At 42.1% G+C, this 21392-nt stretch carries 14 protein-coding genes and 2 rRNA genes (1 of these 16 running past the window's edge); 8 read left to right on the forward strand and 8 right to left on the reverse strand.

Going from position 1 to position 21392, the window contains the following annotated elements; all coding sequences use genetic code 11:
• Both MP3633_RS01900 and rrf read left to right on the forward strand, forming a co-directional pair.
• Positions 1–851 (forward strand): 23S ribosomal RNA (locus MP3633_RS01900) (it extends 2045 nt beyond the left edge of the window).
• 234 nt (positions 852–1085) lie between these two features.
• A 5S ribosomal RNA gene (gene rrf / locus MP3633_RS01905) occupies positions 1086–1200 on the forward strand.
• Between the two features lie 281 nt (positions 1201–1481).
• On the opposite strand, the gene ppk1 is transcribed toward rrf, so the two are convergent.
• From ppk1 to MP3633_RS01920, 3 genes are all read right to left on the reverse strand, one after another.
• The gene (ppk1, locus tag MP3633_RS01910; protein WP_112136258.1) at positions 1482–3701 is read right to left on the reverse strand and encodes a polyphosphate kinase 1; all 2220 of its coding nucleotides are present in this window, start codon (positions 3699–3701) and stop codon (positions 1482–1484) included.
• 153 nt (positions 3702–3854) lie between these two features.
• A complete protein-coding gene (gene hemB / locus MP3633_RS01915; protein ID WP_176334254.1) occupies positions 3855–4844 on the reverse strand; it encodes a porphobilinogen synthase in 990 nt (329 codons plus the stop codon).
• 136 nt (positions 4845–4980) lie between these two features.
• Positions 4981–6906 (reverse strand): ABC-F family ATP-binding cassette domain-containing protein, encoded by a 1926-nt coding sequence (locus MP3633_RS01920; protein WP_176334255.1) that lies wholly within the window; start codon positions 6904–6906, stop codon positions 4981–4983.
• A gap of 231 nt (positions 6907–7137) precedes the next feature.
• On the opposite strand from MP3633_RS01920, the gene hslO reads away from it, so the two are divergent.
• Positions 7138–8013, forward strand: coding sequence for an Hsp33 family molecular chaperone HslO (hslO, locus tag MP3633_RS01925; RefSeq protein WP_176334256.1), 876 nt, complete (start codon positions 7138–7140; stop codon positions 8011–8013).
• Here the strand turns inward: hslO and MP3633_RS01930 are convergent.
• Entirely contained in the window at positions 8010–8417 is a 408-nt protein-coding gene (locus tag MP3633_RS01930; RefSeq protein ID WP_112136263.1) for a CBS domain-containing protein, read from the reverse strand. The genes hslO and MP3633_RS01930 overlap by 4 nt on opposite strands.
• A gap of 405 nt (positions 8418–8822) precedes the next feature.
• Between MP3633_RS01930 and mqo the strand changes: the two genes are divergently transcribed.
• Positions 8823–10301 carry a malate dehydrogenase (quinone) gene (gene mqo / locus MP3633_RS01935; RefSeq protein ID WP_239495680.1) on the forward strand — a complete coding sequence of 493 codons (1479 nt, stop codon included), beginning with the start codon at positions 8823–8825 and terminating at the stop codon, positions 10299–10301.
• 101 nt (positions 10302–10402) lie between these two features.
• Positions 10403–10678, forward strand: coding sequence for a hypothetical protein (locus MP3633_RS01940; RefSeq protein ID WP_176334257.1), 276 nt, complete (start codon positions 10403–10405; stop codon positions 10676–10678).
• A gap of 96 nt (positions 10679–10774) precedes the next feature.
• Here MP3633_RS01940 and MP3633_RS01945 read toward each other — a convergent pair whose 3' ends face one another.
• Positions 10775–11503, reverse strand: a complete 729-nt coding sequence (locus tag MP3633_RS01945; protein ID WP_176334258.1) for an NAD(P)H-flavin reductase — start codon at positions 11501–11503, stop codon at positions 10775–10777.
• A gap of 142 nt (positions 11504–11645) precedes the next feature.
• A complete protein-coding gene (rho, locus tag MP3633_RS01950; RefSeq protein ID WP_217909077.1) occupies positions 11646–12911 on the reverse strand; it encodes a transcription termination factor Rho in 1266 nt (421 codons plus the stop codon).
• 532 nt (positions 12912–13443) lie between these two features.
• Here rho and MP3633_RS01955 point away from each other — a divergent pair.
• A complete protein-coding gene (locus MP3633_RS01955) occupies positions 13444–14961 on the forward strand; it encodes a Ppx/GppA phosphatase family protein (protein WP_112136268.1) in 1518 nt (505 codons plus the stop codon).
• Positions 14962–14993: 32 nt separating this feature from the next.
• Here MP3633_RS01955 and MP3633_RS01960 read toward each other — a convergent pair whose 3' ends face one another.
• The gene (locus MP3633_RS01960) at positions 14994–15287 is read right to left on the reverse strand and encodes a hypothetical protein (RefSeq protein WP_176334259.1); all 294 of its coding nucleotides are present in this window, start codon (positions 15285–15287) and stop codon (positions 14994–14996) included.
• 403 nt (positions 15288–15690) lie between these two features.
• On the opposite strand from MP3633_RS01960, the gene MP3633_RS01965 reads away from it, so the two are divergent.
• Both MP3633_RS01965 and amt read left to right on the forward strand, forming a co-directional pair.
• Positions 15691–17718, forward strand: coding sequence for a hypothetical protein (locus MP3633_RS01965; protein WP_112136272.1), 2028 nt, complete (start codon positions 15691–15693; stop codon positions 17716–17718).
• A gap of 251 nt (positions 17719–17969) precedes the next feature.
• A complete protein-coding gene (gene amt, locus MP3633_RS01970) occupies positions 17970–21026 on the forward strand; it encodes an ammonium transporter (RefSeq protein WP_176334260.1) in 3057 nt (1018 codons plus the stop codon).
• Here amt and MP3633_RS01975 read toward each other — a convergent pair.
• Entirely contained in the window at positions 21004–21390 is a 387-nt protein-coding gene (locus MP3633_RS01975; RefSeq protein WP_112136273.1) for a Na+/H+ antiporter subunit G, read from the reverse strand. The two genes, amt and MP3633_RS01975, sit on opposite strands and share 23 nt — an antisense overlap.
• Positions 21391–21392 lie beyond the last annotated feature (2 nt).

Genomic DNA, 21392 nt, shown 5'->3' on the forward strand with positions numbered 1-21392 from the left:
GACGGAAAGACCCCGTGAACCTTTACTATAGCTTCACAGTGAACTTTGAACCTATTTGTGTAGGATAGGTGGGAGGCTTTGAAGATAGGACGCTAGTTCTATTGGAGCCAATCTTGAAATACCACCCTGGTATGTTTGAGGTTCTAACTCAGGTCCATTATCTGGATCGAGGACACTGTGTGGTGGGTAGTTTGACTGGGGCGGTCTCCTCCCAAAGAGTAACGGAGGAGCACGAAGGTGTGCTCAGCATGGTCGGAAATCATGCGTAGAGTGTAAAGGCAAAAGCACGCTTAACTGCGAGACAGACACGTCGAGCAGGTACGAAAGTAGGTCTTAGTGATCCGGTGGTTCTGTATGGAAGGGCCATCGCTCAACGGATAAAAGGTACTCCGGGGATAACAGGCTGATACCGCCCAAGAGTTCACATCGACGGCGGTGTTTGGCACCTCGATGTCGGCTCATCACATCCTGGGGCTGAAGCCGGTCCCAAGGGTATGGCTGTTCGCCATTTAAAGTGGTACGCGAGCTGGGTTTAGAACGTCGTGAGACAGTTCGGTCCCTATCTGCCGTGGACGTTTGAGATTTGAGAGGAGCTGCTCCTAGTACGAGAGGACCGGAGTGGACGAACCTCTGGTGTTCCGGTTGTCACGCCAGTGGCATTGCCGGGTAGCTACGTTCGGACGGGATAACCGCTGAAAGCATCTAAGCGGGAAGCCTCCCTCAAGATAAGATCTCACTGGGACATAAGTCCCCTAAAGAGCCGTTCGAGACTAGGACGTTGATAGGTTGGGTGTGTAAGTGCTGTGAGGCATTGAGCTAACCAATACTAATTGCTCGTGAGGCTTGACCATATAACACCAAAGTGGTTTTAGATGATAAGTGAAGAGAGAATGAAAAAGACTCTAAGCAAATGCATCAAAGATTACAGAGACACATTACGATAAAAACTGGTTTAACCTTGATTACTGTTATTTCAAAAAAGAATTGTTAAAGATCCAAGCATGTCTTCGCGTGTTTTGGTTGGAAGAAAGAGATGATAGAGATTATCATCTTAAGAAACCGCCAGAACGAACGCAGCAGAATTGCTTGACGATCATAGAGGCGTTGAACCACCTGATCCCATCCCGAACTCAGAAGTGAAAAGCGCCATCGCCGATGGTAGTGTGGGAGATCCCATGTGAGAGTAGGTCGTCGTCAAGCTTAAATTAAGAGAGCCCTGATAGCTAACGCTGTCAGGGCTTTTTTTTGGCTCAAGGAAAGGAAAATAGGTGGGAAATCTACCTTGAGGCTGGAATATAAGAATGGCTGATAGCGTGTGAGGTGATTGAATGCTACAGATGTCAGCTATGTGCTCTTGAGTAAACAAGTGTGATGGTTTAATAGCATCATGTATTCTTGCTAATCTGGGGATAAGCCTTGTTTTTATGCACAAAAAAGCCCACTTCATTTTGAAGTGGGCTTTAGTATGAGCGTGATAAAGATTAACGCGTGTTGTCTGCTAACTCACTGAGTAGGACTCGTTGTGCACTCCGATACTCGCCTTTTCGCGGTTTAGATAGCTGGTAGGAGCCATCGCTTTGTAGAATCCAGCTTTGAGTATTATCTGTTAGGTAATACTCAAGTTCCTTTTTCACTCGACGAGTTTGTTTGTAATCCTGTAGAGGGAAAGCGACTTCAATGCGGTTGTTTAAGTTTCGATCCATCCCATCTGCACTGGATAGGTAGACCTGTGGATTGCGGTTATTATAAAAGTAGTAAACACGAGTGTGTTCAAGAAACCGCCCTATAATACTTCGTACTCGGATATTAGAGGATATTCCTTTTATTCCAGGACGTAGCGTGCAGATACCTCGAATAATTAAGTCAATCTTAACGCCAGCCTGCGACGCTTTATAGAGAGACTGCACAAGTTTTTGCTCAGTCAAGGAGTTCACTTTAATAATAATGCGCGACGGTTCACCTTTTTGTGCATTTTCTGCTTCACGGTTAATCATCTCAAGTAGACGATCGCGAAGAGTGAATGGCGCGTGTAATAGCTTTTTAACCTTCAGCTCTTTACTCATTCCTGTTAGTTGCTGAAATACACGATGAACATCTTCGCCAATGTCCTTATTGCATGTCATGAAGCTATAGTCTGTATACAGCCTAGCATTGCCTGCGTGATAGTTACCGGTTCCTAAATGAACGTAGCGCGTAAGATCCGTACCTTCCCTACGCACGATAAGAATCATTTTCGCATGAGTTTTATGACGAACGACACCATAAACAACAATGGCGCCAGCGTCTTGTAAGCGGCTTGCTAAGGCTAAGTTTTCGGCTTCGTCAAATCGAGCTCTTAACTCAATAACGACAGTGACTTCTTTGCCGTTACGGGCAGCTTCTACAAGGGCGTTAGCAATTGGAGAGCGAGCACCAGTTCGATAGAGTGTTTGGCGAATAGCTACAACGCTTGGGTCTTTAGCCGCTTCACTCAGAAAATCGATGACTGGAGAAAAACTCTCAAATGGGTGCATGAGTAGATAGTCTTGCTGACGAATCGCTTCAAATAATCCTCCAGAACTGGCCAATTTTCTTGGTAAACCTGGAGAGAAAGGAGGGTACATAAGATCTGGGCGATCGACTAATTCAAGTACTGCCATAAGACGGCTTAAGTTGACTGGGCCATCAATGCGATACAAGTCTTGCTGCTCTAAATCAAATTGTTTTAGTAAAGAATCAACAATATGTGGAGGGCAATTTTCAGCAATTTCTAATCGCACAGAACTGCCATAATGTCGGCTTTGTAATTCTGTACGCAAGGCGCCTGCTAAATCGACACCGATATCATCTGAGTCTACTTCTAAGTCTGCGTTACGTGTTAGTCGGAACTGAAAACAGCCTTTGACTGTCATGCCTGGGAATAATTGATCGGCATGAGCATGAATAATGGAAGAGAGGAAAACGAGATTGTCTCCACCTTCACAAACATCATCTGGAAGTTTGACTAAACGTGGTAATGAACTTGGTGCCGGTACGATAGCAAGGCCATTCTCTCGACCAAAGGCATCACGCCCTTCTAGTTCAACGACGAAGTTGAAGGTTTTGTTTGCTAGCCTTGGGAACGGGTGTGCGGGATCGAGTCCTATTGGGCTAATAATAGGAAGTACGTTGTTTCGGAAATAACGTTTTACCCAAGCTGCTTGCTTTTCATTCCACACAGTACGGCGGATAAACTTAACGTTTTCTTTGGCAAGTTTTGGCAAGATAATGTCATTAAGAATACGATATTGACGGCGTACTAACTTATGAGCGTGTTCGCTGATTAATCCTAATACTTTCTTCGGATGCATGCCATCCGGTCCGTTTTTTTCACGGCTGTATTCTAGTTGACTTTTTAAGCCGGCGACTCGAATTTCAAAAAACTCGTCCATGTTTGAGCTGAAGATACACAGAAACATCAACCGATTTAGGATGGGGTGGTTTTCATCCATCGCTTGTTCAAGCACTCGAGCATTGAACTGCAGGTGACTTAATTCACGATTAAAGTAGAGTTCTGGATCAGCTAAGTCGATTTCTTCTGGTAAACGCTCTTCGATAGCGATCTTATTCGGATCTAGCGGTTGCTCAGGTATGGGTTCTAAAACCAGCTCAGCATCTAATTCTATAGGCTGGGGAGAAGCCGACTCTTTTTTTTCTATTTCGTTCACAGACTGCTCAGACATGTGCTTTTATTATCTCCAAATACCGTTTAATGATGATGTTGGTATCTTTGTTCTTTTTGCCTACAGCATGTAAGCATGTCATAACAAATTACACCAATGCAGCCTGCTGGTCACCGATTCTGTGTGTTTATTTAAACGAAAAGCGTAGGGCTTCTAGTTCTTCAACAGGCGTGCTGCATCTTTTGCAAAATAAGTAAGGATGCCATCTGCACCTGCACGCTTAAATGCTAGGAGAGATTCCATCATAACCGTGTCTTTATCCAGCCAGCCATTTTGGAAGGCGGCCATATGCATGGCGTACTCTCCGCTTACTTGATAAGCAAAGGTCGGTACTTCAAGCTCTGTTTTTACTCGACGAACAATATCTAGATAAGGCATGCCGGGTTTTACCATGACCATATCAGCACCTTCGTCTAAATCTAGCATAACCTCACGGATAGCTTCGTTTGAGTTTGCTGGATCGATTTGGTAGGTGTATTTATTGCCTTTACCAAGATTGCTACTTGAGCCTATCGCATCACGAAATGGGCCATAATACGCAGAAGCAAATTTGGCAGCGTAAGCCATGATTAAAGTATCAATAAAGCCTTCGGCTTCAAGTTCGTTGCGAATTTCACCAATACGACCATCCATCATGTCCGATGGTGCAACGATGTCAGCGCCCGCTTTGGCGTGTGATAAGGCTTGTTTCACTAGTGTGTCAACGGTGATGTCATTTAGAACATAACCTGAGTCATCAATGATGCCGTCTTGACCATGAGTGGTGTAAGGATCTAGTGCAACATCGGTTAGTACACCAAGTTCAGGGAATGCATCCTTTAATGCGCGAACTGCACGTTGAACCAACCCATTCGGGTTATAAGACTCTTCGGCGAGTAAGGATTTTTTATCTCCTGCAATAACGGGAAATAATGCGATTGTCGGAATACCGAGTTCGACTAGTTCTTTTGCTTCTTTGAGTAGTAAGTCGACAGAAACTCGTTCAATATTTGGCATAGAAGGAATAGCTTCGCGAACGTTGCTACCTTCGATAATAAACATAGGGTAGATTAAATCATCTGCTGTTAGGCGATGTTCGCGCATCAGGCGGCGAGAAAAATCATTTTTACGCATGCGGCGCATACGAGTGTATGGAAACGTCATCCAATATCTCTCCTTTTCGCTGTATGTAAATGTACTTTAGTGTTGTTACAATATTAAGTCAGTGTCGATATAAAAGCTTTGTGTTAAGGCAATACTTTACGGGTTACTAGCACTTATTCTCTTATTTGTTCTTCTTCTATAGTAACAGTGCTTCGGCTTCTTCTAGTTCTTCTTGTGCCTCGAACCAAGCTTCTTCACTTTCTGCTAGAGCTTTCTTCCATTTAGCTTCATCGTTTAATAAGCTTTGTAGTTTGTCTCGTTGCTCTGCCTCATAAAGTGTTGCATCAGACATCGCGTCTGATATTTTATCTAGATGCTCTTGAGCTGTTTGTACTGCCTTTTCAAATCGCTCGCTTTTTTTATGAAGAGGGCGTAGTTTTTCACGCATTTCTGCCGCTTTTCGACGTTCTTCTTTACGATCGGTTTTTTCAATTTTACCCGTATTCAATTCGCCTTTTTCAGCTTGCGCAGCATTGACTTGTCTTGCCTGTAACCAAGCGTGATAGGCGGGTAAATCCCCGTCGAAGGCTTGTATCTGGTTGTCTGCGACGAGATAGAATTCATCGACTGTACTGTTGAGTAAGTGACGATCATGGGATACCAATAAAATGGAACCGGGAAACGCTTGCAGCGCTTCTGTTAGTGCTTGACGCATATCTAAATCGAGGTGGTTGGTTGGTTCATCAAGCACTAAGAGATTGGGTTTCGTCCAAGATATTAACGATAGAGCTAAACGGGCCTTTTCACCACCAGAAAAACCTTTTACGGCTCGCAGGGCATCATCACCGACAAACCCAAATCCACCCAAATAGCGGCGAATGTCACTTTCCAATACTTTAGGTGATAGTCGTTGAATGTGTAATAGCGGTGAAGCCTCTAGGTCGAGTGCGCTCAACTGATGCTGTGAAAAATAACCAATTTTTAGATTTTCACCAGCAATGCGATCGCCAGAAAGAAGGTTAATTTCACCCACAATGGATTTTATTAGCGTGGATTTCCCCGCGCCATTTGGCCCCAATAAGCCAACACGCTGACCATCTCGAAGCGCGAAATTGGAGTTGCCCAGCTGAATTGTCTTTGCGCCGGATTCTGATGTATAGCCTAAGTCCGCTTGCGATAAATTAATTAACAGCTGTGAGGTTTTTTCCGCGACAGGAATGGAGAACTGAAATTGAGAGTCGATATGAGCAGGACCGATGATCTCCATTTTCTCAAGCATTCTTAAGCGACTTTGTGCCTGCTTGGCTTTGTCTGCTTTGAAACGAAAGCGGTCGACGTATTGCTGAAGGTGAGCACGTTTTTCTACCTGTTTTTCATGATTGGCTTGTTGTTGAGCAAGGTGTTCGGCTCGTTGACGCTCGTAATTGGAATAGTTGCCTTTATAAAGCACGAGTCCCTTTTTATACAAATGAACAATATGGCTGCAAATGCCGTCTAGGAAATCTCGGTCATGGGAAATCAGTAATAAGGTGCCGGGATATTGGCGTAACCAGTTCTCCAGCCACATTACTGCGTCTAAATCCAAATGGTTGGTAGGTTCGTCGAGTAAAAGGACGTCGGAAGGGCACATTAACGCCTTGGCAAGATTAAGGCGAATTCTCCAACCACCAGAAAAGTCAGACACTGGCCTGTGCATGTCGGTCATCTTGAAGCCCAAACCTTGTAGGAGTGTTTCGGCTCTGGAGTGGGCTGTGTAGCCTTGAGCGTTTTCAAATTCGCCTAGCCAGTTTGCATGAGCGTGATCGTCGCCGTTAGCCTGCGATTTAACAATATTACTCTCTATCATTCGCAGCCTATCATCGCCGTCTAGGCAATAGTCCAATGATGACCGTTGTGTTTCCTCAACTTCCTGAGCCATAAAAGCAATACGTCGTTGACCTGGGAGAATAACCTCACCTGTATCGGCGTGCAATTCGCCCTTGATCATGGCAAATAAAGAAGATTTTCCTGCGCCATTAGCGCCAATAAGGCCGACTTTTTGACCTTCGAAAATAGTAAGGTCGGCATCTTCTAATAAAAATTGAGTGCCGCGTTGTAAGCTAACTTCAGAAAATTGGATCATAAAAACTAAGAATCTCTTACCTCTATCATGAGGAGTAAAATTAGGCGCTTGATTATTGAATACAATACGGAACATTTTAGAGTGCTGCCAACGTAAACGAAATAGCAAGCGTGCATATTCCCAGTTAATACACGGTTTAAAGTAGATGATTAGGTTGCTCAAGGGTAAAATGGCGGTAATATTAATTTGAACTTTTTTACTCAGGCTTTTTAGCTGGGCAAGGTGCGCTTTGTGAATAATGTAACCATAAACGAAATACAACGCTTTTCATTCGATAATACCAATGTCCGTGGTGAGCGCGTGTTATTAAATAGTGCTTATCAAGAGATCATTAAGCGTAAACAATATCCACTCTCGCTAGAAAAGCTTCTGGGTGAGTTTGTTGCGGCCATTGCGCTATTAAGAGATATTGTGAAAATAGATGGCGTGCTTTCTATTCAGGCTAAAGGGAATGGCTTTTTATCGACTCTCATGACGGAGTGTGATGAGCATCAGAACCTTCGTGGTATAGCGCAATGGGATGAAAGCCAAGACGTTCCTGACACTTTCTCTTTAAAAGAGGTCTTAGAAGGTGGTTACTTGGCTATTACTATTCAGCCGCGTAATGGTCAGCGTTATCAAGGGATCGTCGAGATTGTTGGTGATACTTTATCAGAATGTCTTGAGCAGTATTTTTCTCAATCGGAGCAATTGCCTAGCCGAGTTTGGCTAGCGGCGAATGGCGCTCAATGTGGCGGTTTGTTTTTACAGCGATTACCACTAGAACAAGCAAAAGAAGGTGATGAAGACGCTTGGGAGCGTTTTACTCATCTCGCTTCTACAGTAAAAGAAGAAGAGTTACTTGGTCTTGAGACTGAATCGTTATTGCACCGTTTGTATCACGAAGAAGAAGTTCGCCTTTATGACACTAAGCCAATGCAATTTGGTTGTTCATGTTCTCGTCAACGGACACTGGATGCCGTTATGTCACTGGGTTCTGAAGAAATTCGCGAACTTTTGATTGAACAAGGTAGTGTGAAAGTGGACTGCCAATTCTGTGCAGAGAAATACGAATTCACGGAAGACGATTTGACGGATATGCTAGGCGATCAAGCCAAAACGCACTAGGTTTTAAATGTGGCGTGATTCACAAGGTCGCGCCACGATATTATGCCGATGACCTGTTCTTTATCATCGATGACAGGAAGACAAGATATGTCCACTCGCTTAAACCAGGTGACGATCTCTTCTATCAATGTGTCCGCTTTCACTGAGATTGGTTGGCGCGTCATTATTTGATGGGCCGCATGATTCAGTGTGTCTAAATCTCTAGGTTGCTCGGAAGCACTGTCAATAAAAGGGCTTATAAAACGTAAAAGGTCTCTGTCTGAAATAATACCGACAAGTTTACCTTTTTCGGTGACGGGCAGATGATGAAAACCATGTTTTTCCATTATTTGTCTTACATTGGGCAAACGCTCATCCATATCGACGCAGATGACATTGGTTACCATGATATCTTGTGCTTTCATTGTCATACTCCCTCAGGTTCTAGATTAAGAGGATTTAGTATATTTATACCGAACATTCTTATTTAGATATAGCAGCAAAATTAAAGCATGTTTTTTATTAATGTTGTTAACATCGCCTTTCTTGCTGCTAAAGTCAATAAAATGAGGGGTATCTTGAAAATGGGAATGTGTGTATACCTACATTCTTACACTAAGGCCTCAAGACATTGTCTTCAAAATCCGTATAATTAAGCTACACCTGTTTAGTATCCTTTAACGCAGTATTATATTTAGTGTAGACAAAGGTTTACTGAGAAGAGTGTGGAGAAAGCAAAGCAGTACCCTCTGACACATTTACTGCTGGCCAAAAGCCTCCTTTCTAAATCACTCTCAAATTCACAATTGGCTATGACACGGCGAAATCATATGACCTTAAGTTCTGTAGACGTTTTACTAGTCGGGGGAGGTGCTATGAGCACTACCCTAGGCGTGTTACTAAAGCAATTGGACCCTAGCATAACCATGATGATGGTTGAGCGCTTGGGCATCATCGCAAAAGAAAGTACAGATGGCTGGAACAATGCTGGAACAGGTCATGCTGCCTATTGCGAGCTTAATTATACTTCTGAAAATGATGATGGCTCCGTCAATATAGACAAGGCAGTGGATATTAATGCGGCCTTTGAAATCAGTCTTCAGTTTTGGTCTTACCTTGTAGAGCAAGGTTTAATGCCTGCACCTCAAGAGTTTATTCATCGCGTTCCTCATCAAAGTTTTGTATGGGGTGAGCGCAACGTAAATATGTTAAAAGCGCGCCACGCAGCGATGAGCGCACATCCTGCCTTTAAAGAAATGCAATACACGGAAGATCGCGAAAAAATGAAGGAATGGATGCCTCTCATCATGAATAATCGTGTGGAAAATGAACCTCTTGCCGCAACGCGTATCGAACATGGTACCGATGTGAATTTTGGCGCTATTGCTCGCAATATGAGTAAGCATTTAGAAGGTTTGGAGAACTTTGATCTCAATCTAAACTGTGAAGTAAAAGACTTAAAGAAAAGGTCTGATGGCCGATGGAATGTCACGGTTGAGTTAAATGGTACCCGTAAAATTATTGATGCTAAATTTGTTTTCCTAGGTGCTGGCGGTGGCGCTTTACCTTTATTACAAAAGGCGGAAGTAGAAGAAAGTAAAGGTTTTGGCGGCTTTCCTGTTAGTGGTCAGTGGTTGGTGTGTGAAAAACCTGAATTGGTTGAGCAGCATTTTGCAAAAGTCTACGGAGCAGCGCCCATTGGTGCGCCACCTATGTCTGTTCCGCATTTAGATACACGCATTATTGACGGAAAAAAGGCTATTTTATTTGGCCCATTTGCTGGATTCACGACTAAGTTTTTGAAAACAGGTTCATTTTTTGATTTGCCGAAGAGTGTTCGTTTCGACAATATCAAACCAATGCTAAGTGTTGGTAAAAATAATATGGATCTAACTCGCTACCTGATCAGTGAAGTGATGCAATCTCATAAAGACCGTTGTAATTCATTGCGTCAGTTTTTTCCTGATGCAAAGGATGAAGACTGGGAGCTTGCGTACGCTGGGCAACGAGTTCAGATCATCAAGAAAGACGAAAAGTTAGGCGGTAAGCTAGAGTTCGGAACCGAAGCGATTACGACCGAAGATGGTTCTCTTGCTGCCTTGTTGGGTGCTTCGCCAGGGGCTTCAACAACGGTGAATACCATGATTGGTATTCTAGAACGTTGTTTCCCAGAACGTGTCGAGTCGCCAGAGTGGCAAGCGAAAATGAAAGAAATGGTGCCTTCTTACGGTGAATCATTGGTAGAAAATACGGACTTACTGCTTTCTATTCGTGCACACACTTTAGCGACACTAAATTTAAAGCCTTAATATAGATTGAAATGATAAGTCTTTTAAAAAGCTGGGAAACTTCCCCAGCTTTTTTGTATTTTTTAATAGAACAACGAAAAAAATCAACACTGAGATTGAATATGACAATAACTTTTGCTGAGCGCGCAGACCAACTTTGTGACAGATTACGAGAAATGGAACATCATGCAGAAGAAGGAGATCAGCTTTTTTATTGCGCTTACCTTTTAGGGCTTTTGGGCCTGCATAGCGGCACGGAAGGAGAAGGGCAAAAGGTATTTGATAATGCCTTCACTACTATTCTGCAAGAAACACTCGAAGTAGAGGGTGTAATGGAATCAGATCAGGAAAATATCACCGCATTGTGGGAAACGATTTGTAAAAAAGAGATATCGTAGTAATGCTGATTCGACGTGCATACAATGATTAAAAAAGGCAGACAATGGGTTATTGTCTGCCTTTTTTAATGTTGATTTTTTGCGAATGTATTTGTATTACAGAACGGGTTTATCAGGGTGTGGGGCGTAGGCAAAAACGTCTGAAAAACATCGATCGATGCTCAAACCTTTTAATTCTAATTGATCAAGCGTGCCGTATACCATACCAACCGACCCGCTGATGAAAGCCACACTTTGGTTTAAATCTGGGTTATCGGCTAGAATGGCTTCATATAACCAACCGCTTCTTCCATGCCACTGATCACTTTGTTCATTCACGATGACATCTAATGAAAAAGGTGAATATTTGTGTGCTTCTTCTAACCAGTCTTTCGCGAATACATCCTCAGCGGTTCTTAGTCCCCAGTAAAATGATACTTTCCCCGTAAAATTTTGTTCAACTAAGTCGCAGTATAGGCTTTTTATCTGAGAGAAGCCGGTTCCACCTGCGATGAGCAAAATATGCTCCGGGTTACTGTCTAAAACACCATTGTGGATATGGCAGTCTCCACCCGGTGCTTTTATCGTAATGCTGGCGTTAGATTTAATATATTCAACTACTTTGCTGGCCAGTGATGCGGCGTCAGAAACAAGCACATATAAAGTAATGTTAGGAAGTTCGTGCGGTGTACTACCGATAGAGTAGGGAACTTGTTCGCCCGTTGGTAATACCACCATTAAGTATTGGCCAGCGAAAAATTCCAGATCATCTACTTGTAAAGTGATTTGGTAGACATCCTTGTTAATGAGCTCAACAGTGTTTACCTTTGCGGTAATCTCTTTCATATGACTACTCCAATATAAGTCGCACTGCCCTAATGGAAAGCGGGCGGGCATTGATAATGCATTAAGTTGATGATCTAAGTAAAAAAAAACCACTTCAGAAAGTGGTTTTTTACTGCAGACGTTTTGCTGCAGAAATGTCTTCTTATTTATTTTTGCCTTTCATTGACTCAAAGAACTCATCGTTTGTTTGAGTTACTTTTAGGCGATCGATTAAGAATTCAGTCGCTGCCACGTCTTCCATAGGGTTTAATAACTTACGAAGAATCCACATACGTTGTAGTTCGTCTTCAGACGTTAGTAGGTCTTCACGGCGAGTCCCTGAACGGCGAATATTAATCGCAGGGAATGTACGCTTCTCAGCGATCTTACGGTCAAGATGTAATTCAGAGTTACCCGTACCTTTGAATTCTTCAAAGATAACTTCATCCATTTTTGAACCGGTATCGACAAGCGCAGTAGCGATGATTGTTAAGCTGCCACCTTCCTCTATGTTACGTGCTGCACCAAAGAAACGTTTTGGACGTTCTAGCGCGTTTGCATCCACACCACCCGTTAATACTTTACCTGATGAGGGGATGACTGTGTTGTAGGCACGCGCTAAACGAGTAATGGAGTCTAATAGAATGACCACGTCACGTTTATGTTCAACTAAGCGTTTTGCTTTTTCAATTACCATTTCAGCCACTTGAACATGGCGAGCTGGTGGCTCATCAAACGTAGAGGCAACCACTTCACCGCGTACGGTACGAGACATTTCGGTTACTTCTTCAGGACGTTCATCAATAAGTAACACAATTAAGTGGCATTCAGGGCTGTTACGAGTAATGGCGTTTGCGATATTTTGCAGCATGAAAGTTTTACCCGCTTTTGGGGGAGAAACGATCAACGCTCGTTGGCCTTTACCCATAGGAGCAACAAGGTCAATGATACGAGATGTGACGTCTTCAGTAGAGCCGTTGCCAGCTTCCATCAATAAACGTTCATCAGGGAATAAAGGTGTTAAGTTTTCAAAAAGGATCTTGTTACGTACGCTTTCCGGTTTATCAAAGTTGATTTCACTGACTTTTAATAAGGCAAAGTAGCGCTCGCCATCTTTAGGTGGGCGAATTTTTCCGGCAATGGTATCGCCAGTACGCAGGTTAAAGCGTCGTATTTGGCTTGGTGATACATAAATATCGTCCGGTCCTGCTAAGTATGAGCAGTCAGGTGAGCGTAAGAAACCAAAGCCATCTTGAAGAATCTCTAAGATGCCGTCGCCATAAATGTCTTCCCCACCTTTCGCATGACGCTTTAGGATTGAGAAAATAACATCTTGTTTACGAGAACGAGCCATATTTTCTAGGCCCATTTCTGCTGCGATTTCTAAAAGCTCGTGTACTGATTTCTGTTTTAAGTCGGTAAGGTTCATAAGCGGATTTTGTATTAGCTCATTTTGAGGAAGATTGACGGAATTAGAGTTAATCATTAAGTAACAATAATGTGAGTCTGGAAGTATTTTACAATGTATCAGCTACTCGGCACCAAAAAACGCAAAACAATATGGTTATACTTTTGTTCTGGTTTAAGCTAGCCCGGATAAGGCAGAAGCCAATACAGCGCGAAACAATTTGATTGGAATCTAAACGTGATCAGCTTACTGCTTTATCACTATCAAGACCATCCATACTATAGTTCGACTTAAAGGCGAGGTCTATAGTGAAATTTAGGAAAAAAACATTTTCTGATAAATTTTTGATCAAAAACAGGATTTTTAGGGCTTTGCTTGGTGTTTTATTGGAATTAAGGTCTTAGTAATCCTTGCTTTTCGAAAAAAGCCGCTAAATTTAATGAAAAATTCATCGAATCATCCGTTATTTTTGATTTTTTGTTGGCAATGACACAGCCAAGTAACTGATATACTGTTCTCCTTATTAAGACTTCTGCAATATAAGGCTTTCTGAATGCAATCACTTTTTTTGCAACAATCTCATGACTTTCCTTTCGAAAAAATTGCCGCTATTGACCTTGGGTCAAATAGCTTTCATATGGTTGTCGCTCAAGTTACCCATGGTCAATTGCGTATCACTGGAGAATTTGGAGAAAAAGTTCAGTTGGCTGCTGGCTTGGTAAATGATCACTTAGATGATGCTGCACAGCAACGAGGCTTGGACTGCTTAGCTCAATTTGCGCAAGTGATTGAAGATATGCCACCTGGTTCTGTTCGTGTTGTTGGGACGAACGCGCTTAGGGTTGCCAAAAACCGCTATGACTTCATTGGTAAAGCGATGGATATCATGAGTCACCCTGTTGAGATTATCGCGGGACGAGAGGAAGCACGTCTTATTTATGTTGGTGTTTCAAGAACCATGGATCATGGTGAAGCCAAAAGACTGGTGGTAGATATCGGTGGTGGTAGTACAGAGTTTATTATTGGCAGGCAGCTTGAGCCAATATTAACGGAAAGTCTTCACATGGGGTGCGTTAGTTTCAATCAACGTTTTTTTGATGATGGCACCATTAATAAGTCTAATTTTCAGAAAGCGGTTACTGCTGCGCGTTTAGAGCTGCTAAGTATTCAAGATGATTACCTTGATGAAACGTGGGATGTCTCAATTGGCTCATCAGGAACGGTTAAGGCTGCCTTCAACATTGTTAAGGAAAACAATTGGAGCAAAAAAGGCATCACACCAAAAGCACTTAAGCAGATTCAAAAAGCGTTATTTTTGGCCGGTCATGTTGATAATATCGATTTACCAGGGCTCAAGCCTGAACGTAAAAATACCTTTGCAGCGGGTATTGCCATTTTAACGGCGGTGTTTGAGTGTTTTGATATTAAGCAAATGGACTTTTCAAATGGTGCACTAAGAGAAGGTGTGCTTTATGACATTATGGGTCGATACGCAGAAACGGATATTCGTGAACGTACTGTCAACTACATGCTCAATCAATACCATATTGACACAGAACAAGCGAAACTTGTGACCCATACTGCGCTGTCTGCTTTGGCTCAAGTTCGAGACGATTGGAGTTTAAACAGTATATCCAGCGAAGATTTACTTCGTTGGGCGGGTCTTCTTCATGAAGTCGGAGCTGGTATCTCCCACAGCCGATATCATAAACATGGTGCTTATATTATTAGAGAGTCAGACATGCCTGGCTTTTCCCAACAAGAGCAGCAAGCGTTAGCAAACTTAATTTTGCGACATCGTCGCAAGTTTACTCAATCGTTAGATTACCGCTTTACTAAAAGTGATCAACAAGATTTAGATCGATTGTCAATTTTATTGAGATTGGCTATTTTGCTTCATCACGATAGGAAAGAAGGTGATATGCCTATTTTCACGTTGAAAGCCGATAATAAAACACTTCATGCGGAATTCTTGCCGGAATGGCTAGATAGCAGACCGTTAACATTGGCTAACTTACAGCGCGAAGCCGAGTCTTTAGTGTTGGATGGATACACGTTGACGTTTAGTTAAGTGAGTTTGTGTCTACAAAGAGTCGAAAATAGTTAGGTTAATTGATCAATTGATCGATATAACGCCGCGACTTCCTCTCTTTGTAATCCGGTCACTCGAGAAAGCCTGCCAATACTGGATGATATCTGTACCGATTCTTTTCCCGACTCGTCTTTTGCTTCAGATTTTTCTGGTTGAATTGGAGCGGCCAGTAGCTGTTTAGCACGATCAGATAATTGAACTGGGTCTTGTCGGTTCTCAGAATCTGGGCGCGCATTGGTTTCTGCCTGTACCGGTAAGGCAGGCAGATACAAATGATTGCTTGATGTTACTGATGAAATCGACAAAACAGCCACCCTAGTCTAACTATTCAAAATGCTACTCATATAGTAGTACAAAAAATGACCTGGGTATGTGTGTTTTACTGCTCTATTTTGAATATCTTTTTTTATACAGCAGAATAATTTTTAGACAGAGGGCAAGAAGGCGACATACTTGTCGTGGCTTTATATTTAATTGGTTAACTCAACGCAGAATTAGTCCTAATTTTCTATTTATTTTATACTCTCATTCACCATATTAGTGTCATTGCTATATAAGGATGATATTGTTTACTAAATTTTTCGTCAGCAAGGTGCACTAATAAATGGTGCATTTAACAGGTGAGCGTTCTGCTTTATATCATGCTGTTATCTTTGATACCGTGAATGATTGTCTGTTGTAAGTAATTCGCTTCAAAAAGGATGCCGCATGAGCCAAGAAAATCTACCAATAGAACACCTTTATTTTACTGAGACAAATCTAGAAAAAATCTTAGAAAATTTAGACATAGTTCGAAATAGAATTCATCCTCCATCACCAGAAGATAATGGCGTTAATGAACAGGTGTTCCCATCTGTTTGCCTCATTGGTTTAGGACGTTGTGGCTCCAATATCGCATTGGATGTCGCATCGTTAGTCTACGACGCCAGAACAAGCTATATGCGTGAAGTGGAAAGCCAGGAAATGTTAGATAGCGAACGTGAGTTCCGGCCTATGCGTTGGATTCGCAAACATTTACCGCTTGAAGATAAAGATGGCTTTAAGCCAGTGTTCCTAATTGAACCTATCGTATTACTTGGCGATCTAGATAAAGACATTGAAGGGCGAATTCGTTTTTCGAACCAAGTCGGCCGAGCTAAGTTTTTAGAGGAATACACAAAACTGCAAATAATGGACTTGTCTGAAGTGCATGCGGGTGGTGCCGGTAATGCGCCTATTCTAGGGCAATATCTAGCGAAAATTATTCTCAATAAAGATGCGACAACATTCCAAAATGAAAATTGGAAACACATGCATTCTTATTTGGTTGATTCTTGCGGCATTAAAGCGAATCAATCGCGTCTTTATTTTTATATATTCAGTGCGGGTGGTGGTACTGGTTCGGGGATGGCGTCTGAATTTGGTCTTGCGCAACAATTTTCGTACTTAAGTAAAACATTTGATTATCGTTCAGATCAGAATCCATTGGTTGATAAGCGTCATAGTTTTGTATTTGAACCTATTTTCACCTCTGGTATCTGTATTCTCCCTAATATTTCTGGGAAAAATGTTGAGATTTCAGAAGCATTGCATATTAACGCAGGGCGTTTGTTAACCAAGTATATTTCAGAAGAGTGGAACTTTTCGTATAACGAAGAGCGTGAAGAAGACGAAGTACCTGCCGATGTAATGGAGCGCATTCGTCCTTGGAATTCTATGATGCTGATTTCTAACGATATAATGCGTTATGCCGAAGAGGAAGACGGTGGAGATGCTGATAATATCGATGTAAACACCATGGAGAAATATGCTAACCAGTATATTTCACAGCAAATTTTCAACATTCTGACAGCACAAGCGGTGACAACAGACTACGATGAAGACTACTTCCGTCGTGCTGGTATTGATATTGCTGAAACAATTCGCCTTGATGCCAATGACTTATTTATGAGTTTAGCGGGCCCAGTTGCGGTGGCTTATGCCGAAAGTGTGGTCAATGAAGGCACGCATCAAGACAGTGTTGATATAGATGATTTGTTCTGTCGCTCTATTGAGTTGCCACATTTTAATAATGACACGTCAGCGATTGAAGGTGTCAGTGTGCTACCTGTTGAATCAGAACGATACCGTGAAGCTATTAAGAATTATCGTAAAAGTGGCTATGATGCGAGTACATTGAACCATCTGCATTTCTTTAAAAATTGTTCGTCAATTGTGTCTATCATTTCTTTACCTCGAGATTACAAACTGTCTTTCACTGCATTGAATCGTTTGAAAATGCACTTGAACCGTTTATGTCCTAATACCACGTTAAAGCGCTACGCTCTTGTGATTGGGGCTTCAGCAAACTTGTCTTTGACAACGCTTATTGCGAAAAGCCCTTGTTTAAGTGATGACTTTTTAACGCTGATGGTTGCTTACATGAAGCGTTGTTTTGCTCGTGATGATTACCGATACACGGATGAAATAGACAACGCTATTATACAAATGATTCAAGATGAAGAGTTTGATGAGTCGTTAATAGATAAGTTCTTTACGACGTATGAAAATCCAGCGAAAATTTTAGATACAAACTGGTATGCCATTAAGCCAATGTACGAGAAAAAATATCGTGAGTTGATTGATAACAGCCAGCATTTTGTTTCTATCAATGATATTCGTTTGGACATTGATAACGTGAAGAATGCGATCAAGTATCTTCGAGAAATTTATCGTCATCGTATTAGCAAAACAAAAGTACTTACTCTCAATGGCTAGTACTGTCTAAGTCGTGTCGAGATGTTTATTTTAAAAGGTCACCTCTAAGGTGGCCTTTTTTTGTTTTTATACGGCGGCTAAACGGGTCGGCTCCCAAAGTTGGCTTAACTATTGAATACCTTAAAAGCAGAACCGCTTAATTGTTTCTTATTTTTGTATTCTTGTTCTGATGGTGGTTTTAGTGAGCTTCAGTTGTGCGGCTCTATTTGGCTCGAGTCTTTTTGGTGCGCTTTTCATTGTCTAGGATGTATATGGCAGAATTCTATTGGTTGTTAGTCGCTTCGGCGTTTGTTTTTATGATGCAAGCGGGTTTTTTATGTTTAGAAAGTGGACGTATTCGCAGTAAAAATAGCATCAATGTCGCGGCAAAAAACATATCCGATTTTATTATCTCGACGACGTTATTTTGGTTCTTTGGTTTTGGCATTATGTTTGGTGACTCTATAGCAGGTGTCTTTGGCACCAGTGAATTTTTGTTTGATGGACAACATACTCCTTGGGAAATTAGCTTCTTTCTTTTTCAAATGATGTTCTGTGGTACCGCAGCAACGCTCACGTCAGGAGCGGTTGCTGAACGCATGACATTTATTGGCTATTTAGCCATTACGGTTGTATTAAGTGCCCTAATTTATCCTATTGTTGGGCATTGGGTTTGGTCTAGTGTTTACTCTTCAGAGAGGCCTCAGGGTTGGCTTGAAGCGCTTGGTTTTGTGGATTTTGCTGGCTCTACCGTTGTGCATTCGGTTGGTGGTTGGGTGGCATTAGCGGCCATTATAATTATTGGTCCGCGCTTGGGGCGTTTTGAGCAGGGAATTCGTTTACCGCCTGGAAATAATCTTCCCTTATCGGCTTTGGGGGTTTTATTAATTTGGTTTGGCTGGTTTGGTTTTAATGGTGGAAGTACGTTGGCGTTAACCGACGCTGTTCCCTTAATTATCTTAAATACCTTCATATCTGCGGCTTGGGGAGGCTTGGTCGCAGCGGCTATCAATTATTTCAGAGACGGTTATGTTGAAGTCGGTTTTGTATTGAATGGCACCATAGCTGGTCTAGTTGGTATCACTGCTTCTTGTCATGTTGTTTCTTCTGGAGCGTCAATTATTATCGGCGGTGTTTCTGGCGTCGTGGTGTACTACGGCAGTTTATTGATGGAACGCTGGCGTCTCGATGACGCACTTGACGTTGTCCCTGCGCATTTATTCGCGGGCATTTGGGGTACGTTGAGTGTGGCTTTATTTGGTCAAACCGACAAAATAAATAATGGATTAAGCTTCTTTGGGCAGCTTTGGGTGCAAGCCTTAGGTGTTGCTGTCATTGGTTTATATTGTTTTTTTGTTGCTTATGCCTGTATGTGGTTGTTGAATCATTTTATGCCGCTACGAGCAAGTAAAGAACAAGAAGAGCAAGGGTTAAATGTTGCAGAGCATCGGGCGACAACAGAATTGTTTGATTTGCTGACATCCATGCAGTATCAACAAAATAATGCTGACTTTTCAACGCCGGTACCAGAAGAGCCTTTTACTGAAGTGGGACAGATTGCACGTAAATACAATCAAGTGATTGACCGGGTAAGCAGTGAAATTGCGCAGCGTGATGATGCATTAACTCGTTTTCAAGAAAGTGAAATGCGCAAGTCTGCGATTTTGAACTCTTCGATGGACTGTATTGTGACTATCAATCGCTTTGGTTCGGTTATGGAGTTTAATCCAGCCGCCGAGCGTACTTTTGGGTGTTTGAAAAAACAAGTAGAAGGAAAAAGTTTTATTGGTCTCTTCATTCTTGAAGACGATAGACAGAAAATCTTTGAAAGTTTGAACTCAGGCTTTTCTTCATCAAGTGGTTTGATTCTTAACCGACGCAATCCGTTTCGTTTACAACGTGGTCAAAACCATCATTTTCCGGCAGAAATTGCCATTACCAAAGCAAACTCAGAATCCTCCATAGAAAGTGAGTACACGCTTCATATTAGAGATATGACGCGTCATGTGAAGCTGCAGGAGCGTTTGAAGTTTTTGGCTTACAGCGACCCGCTGACGAGCCTATACAATCGAACCTATTTAATGGATGCACTGGTGAGCTCATTATTGTTTGCCACCAAGCAGAAAACAGCCGTTGGCTTGCTGTTCTTGGATCTAGACAACTTTAAGATTATTAATGACACGCTTGGGCATAAAGCGGGTGATGAGTTGTTGTGTGAAGTTGCTAGACGATTAATCGCGGTATCAGATCAACATGACGTTATTGCACGTTGGGGCGGCGATGAGTTTGTCTTTATGATGACTGAAGAAGTGACAGAAAGTCGCTTATCGCAGCGCGCTCAAGACATTCTTAGTGCGATGCGTCTGCCCGTTAAACTCAACGAACAGTACCTTACTATTCCTACCAGTATTGGAATTTCGTTCTCCGATCAACTCGGTATTGATGCGGATAAATTGATTCAACAAGCTGATATTGCCATGTATTGGGCAAAGGAAAAAGGGCGTGATAATGCGCAATTTTTCACAGCGGAAATGGTCAATGTGATCACAAAAAAATTCGGCTTTGAGAAAGAGATTAATGAAGCGCTTTCATTAGGGCACTTTCATTTGGTTTTCCAGCCAAAAGTATTCATGGAGAAAGGTAATATTTTAGGTTTAGAAGCCTTGATCCGTTGGAATCATCCGATCAAAGGGCTAATTCCTCCATCCGAATTCATTCCCATTGCTGAAGAATCTAGTTTAATAATCAAGATAGATGAGTGGGTTATCAACCAAGCGTTAAAGCAGCAAAAAAGCTGGCGGGATCAAGGCTTAACAATTGTCTCTATTGCAGTGAATCTTTCTGGACGACATCTAGTATCAGACTCTTTGGTGCCATATATTTCACAAAAGTTGGAATATTACGGTATTGAAGGGTGTTGGCTAGAGATTGAAATTACGGAAGGGGTTTTACTGAAAGATATCCAGCGTTGCATCGACGTCATGGCAGAACTGAAAGCGTTAGACATTAAAATATCAGTGGATGATTTTGGAACCGGCTATTCATCGCTGAGTTATTTAAAGCGTTTGCCTTTGGATATCTTGAAAATTGACCAGTCGTTTGTTGAAGAATGCGATAGTCATGTGGAAGACACCAAAATCTGTGAAACAATAATTCACCTAGCGCAAAGCCTGGAACTCGCTATTGTTGCGGAGGGCGTAGAAACCGCTCCGCAAGCCGAGATGTTAAAGTCTCTAGGCTGTGAGATTTTCCAAGGGTATTACTATCATAAACCGATGAAAAGTAATGAGATTGCTAAATTACTTATTAAGGATTATGTGGTGGCTTAGGTTGGCTTACCGGTGCTTCTCGGTTGCGAATCGTTTCCATAAGATCTTGGCCTTGGGTTCTCTCTAATGATTTAGTGCGTTGATGAAGTGCTGTTTTAGCAATCATATTGGCGGCAACCGGAGCGGTAATCAAAAGAAATAGAGTGATGAGCAACTCTTGAATTGAAAGCGCTTCTTTTAGGTGGCTTTGGAAGATCATTGATGCAACCAGAACGCCCGTAATACCGAGCGTTGAGGCTTTGGTAGGACTGTGCAAGCGCATATAAATATCAGGCAAACGTACGAGACCGTAAGAACCTATCAATAAAAATAGGCCGCCAATTAGCAAGGATACACAGATGATAATTTCTAGATAAAAAGGCATAA

The sequence above is a fragment of the Marinomonas primoryensis genome (assembly GCF_013372285.1).
Taxonomy (GTDB): Bacteria; Pseudomonadota; Gammaproteobacteria; order Pseudomonadales; family Marinomonadaceae; genus Marinomonas; species Marinomonas primoryensis.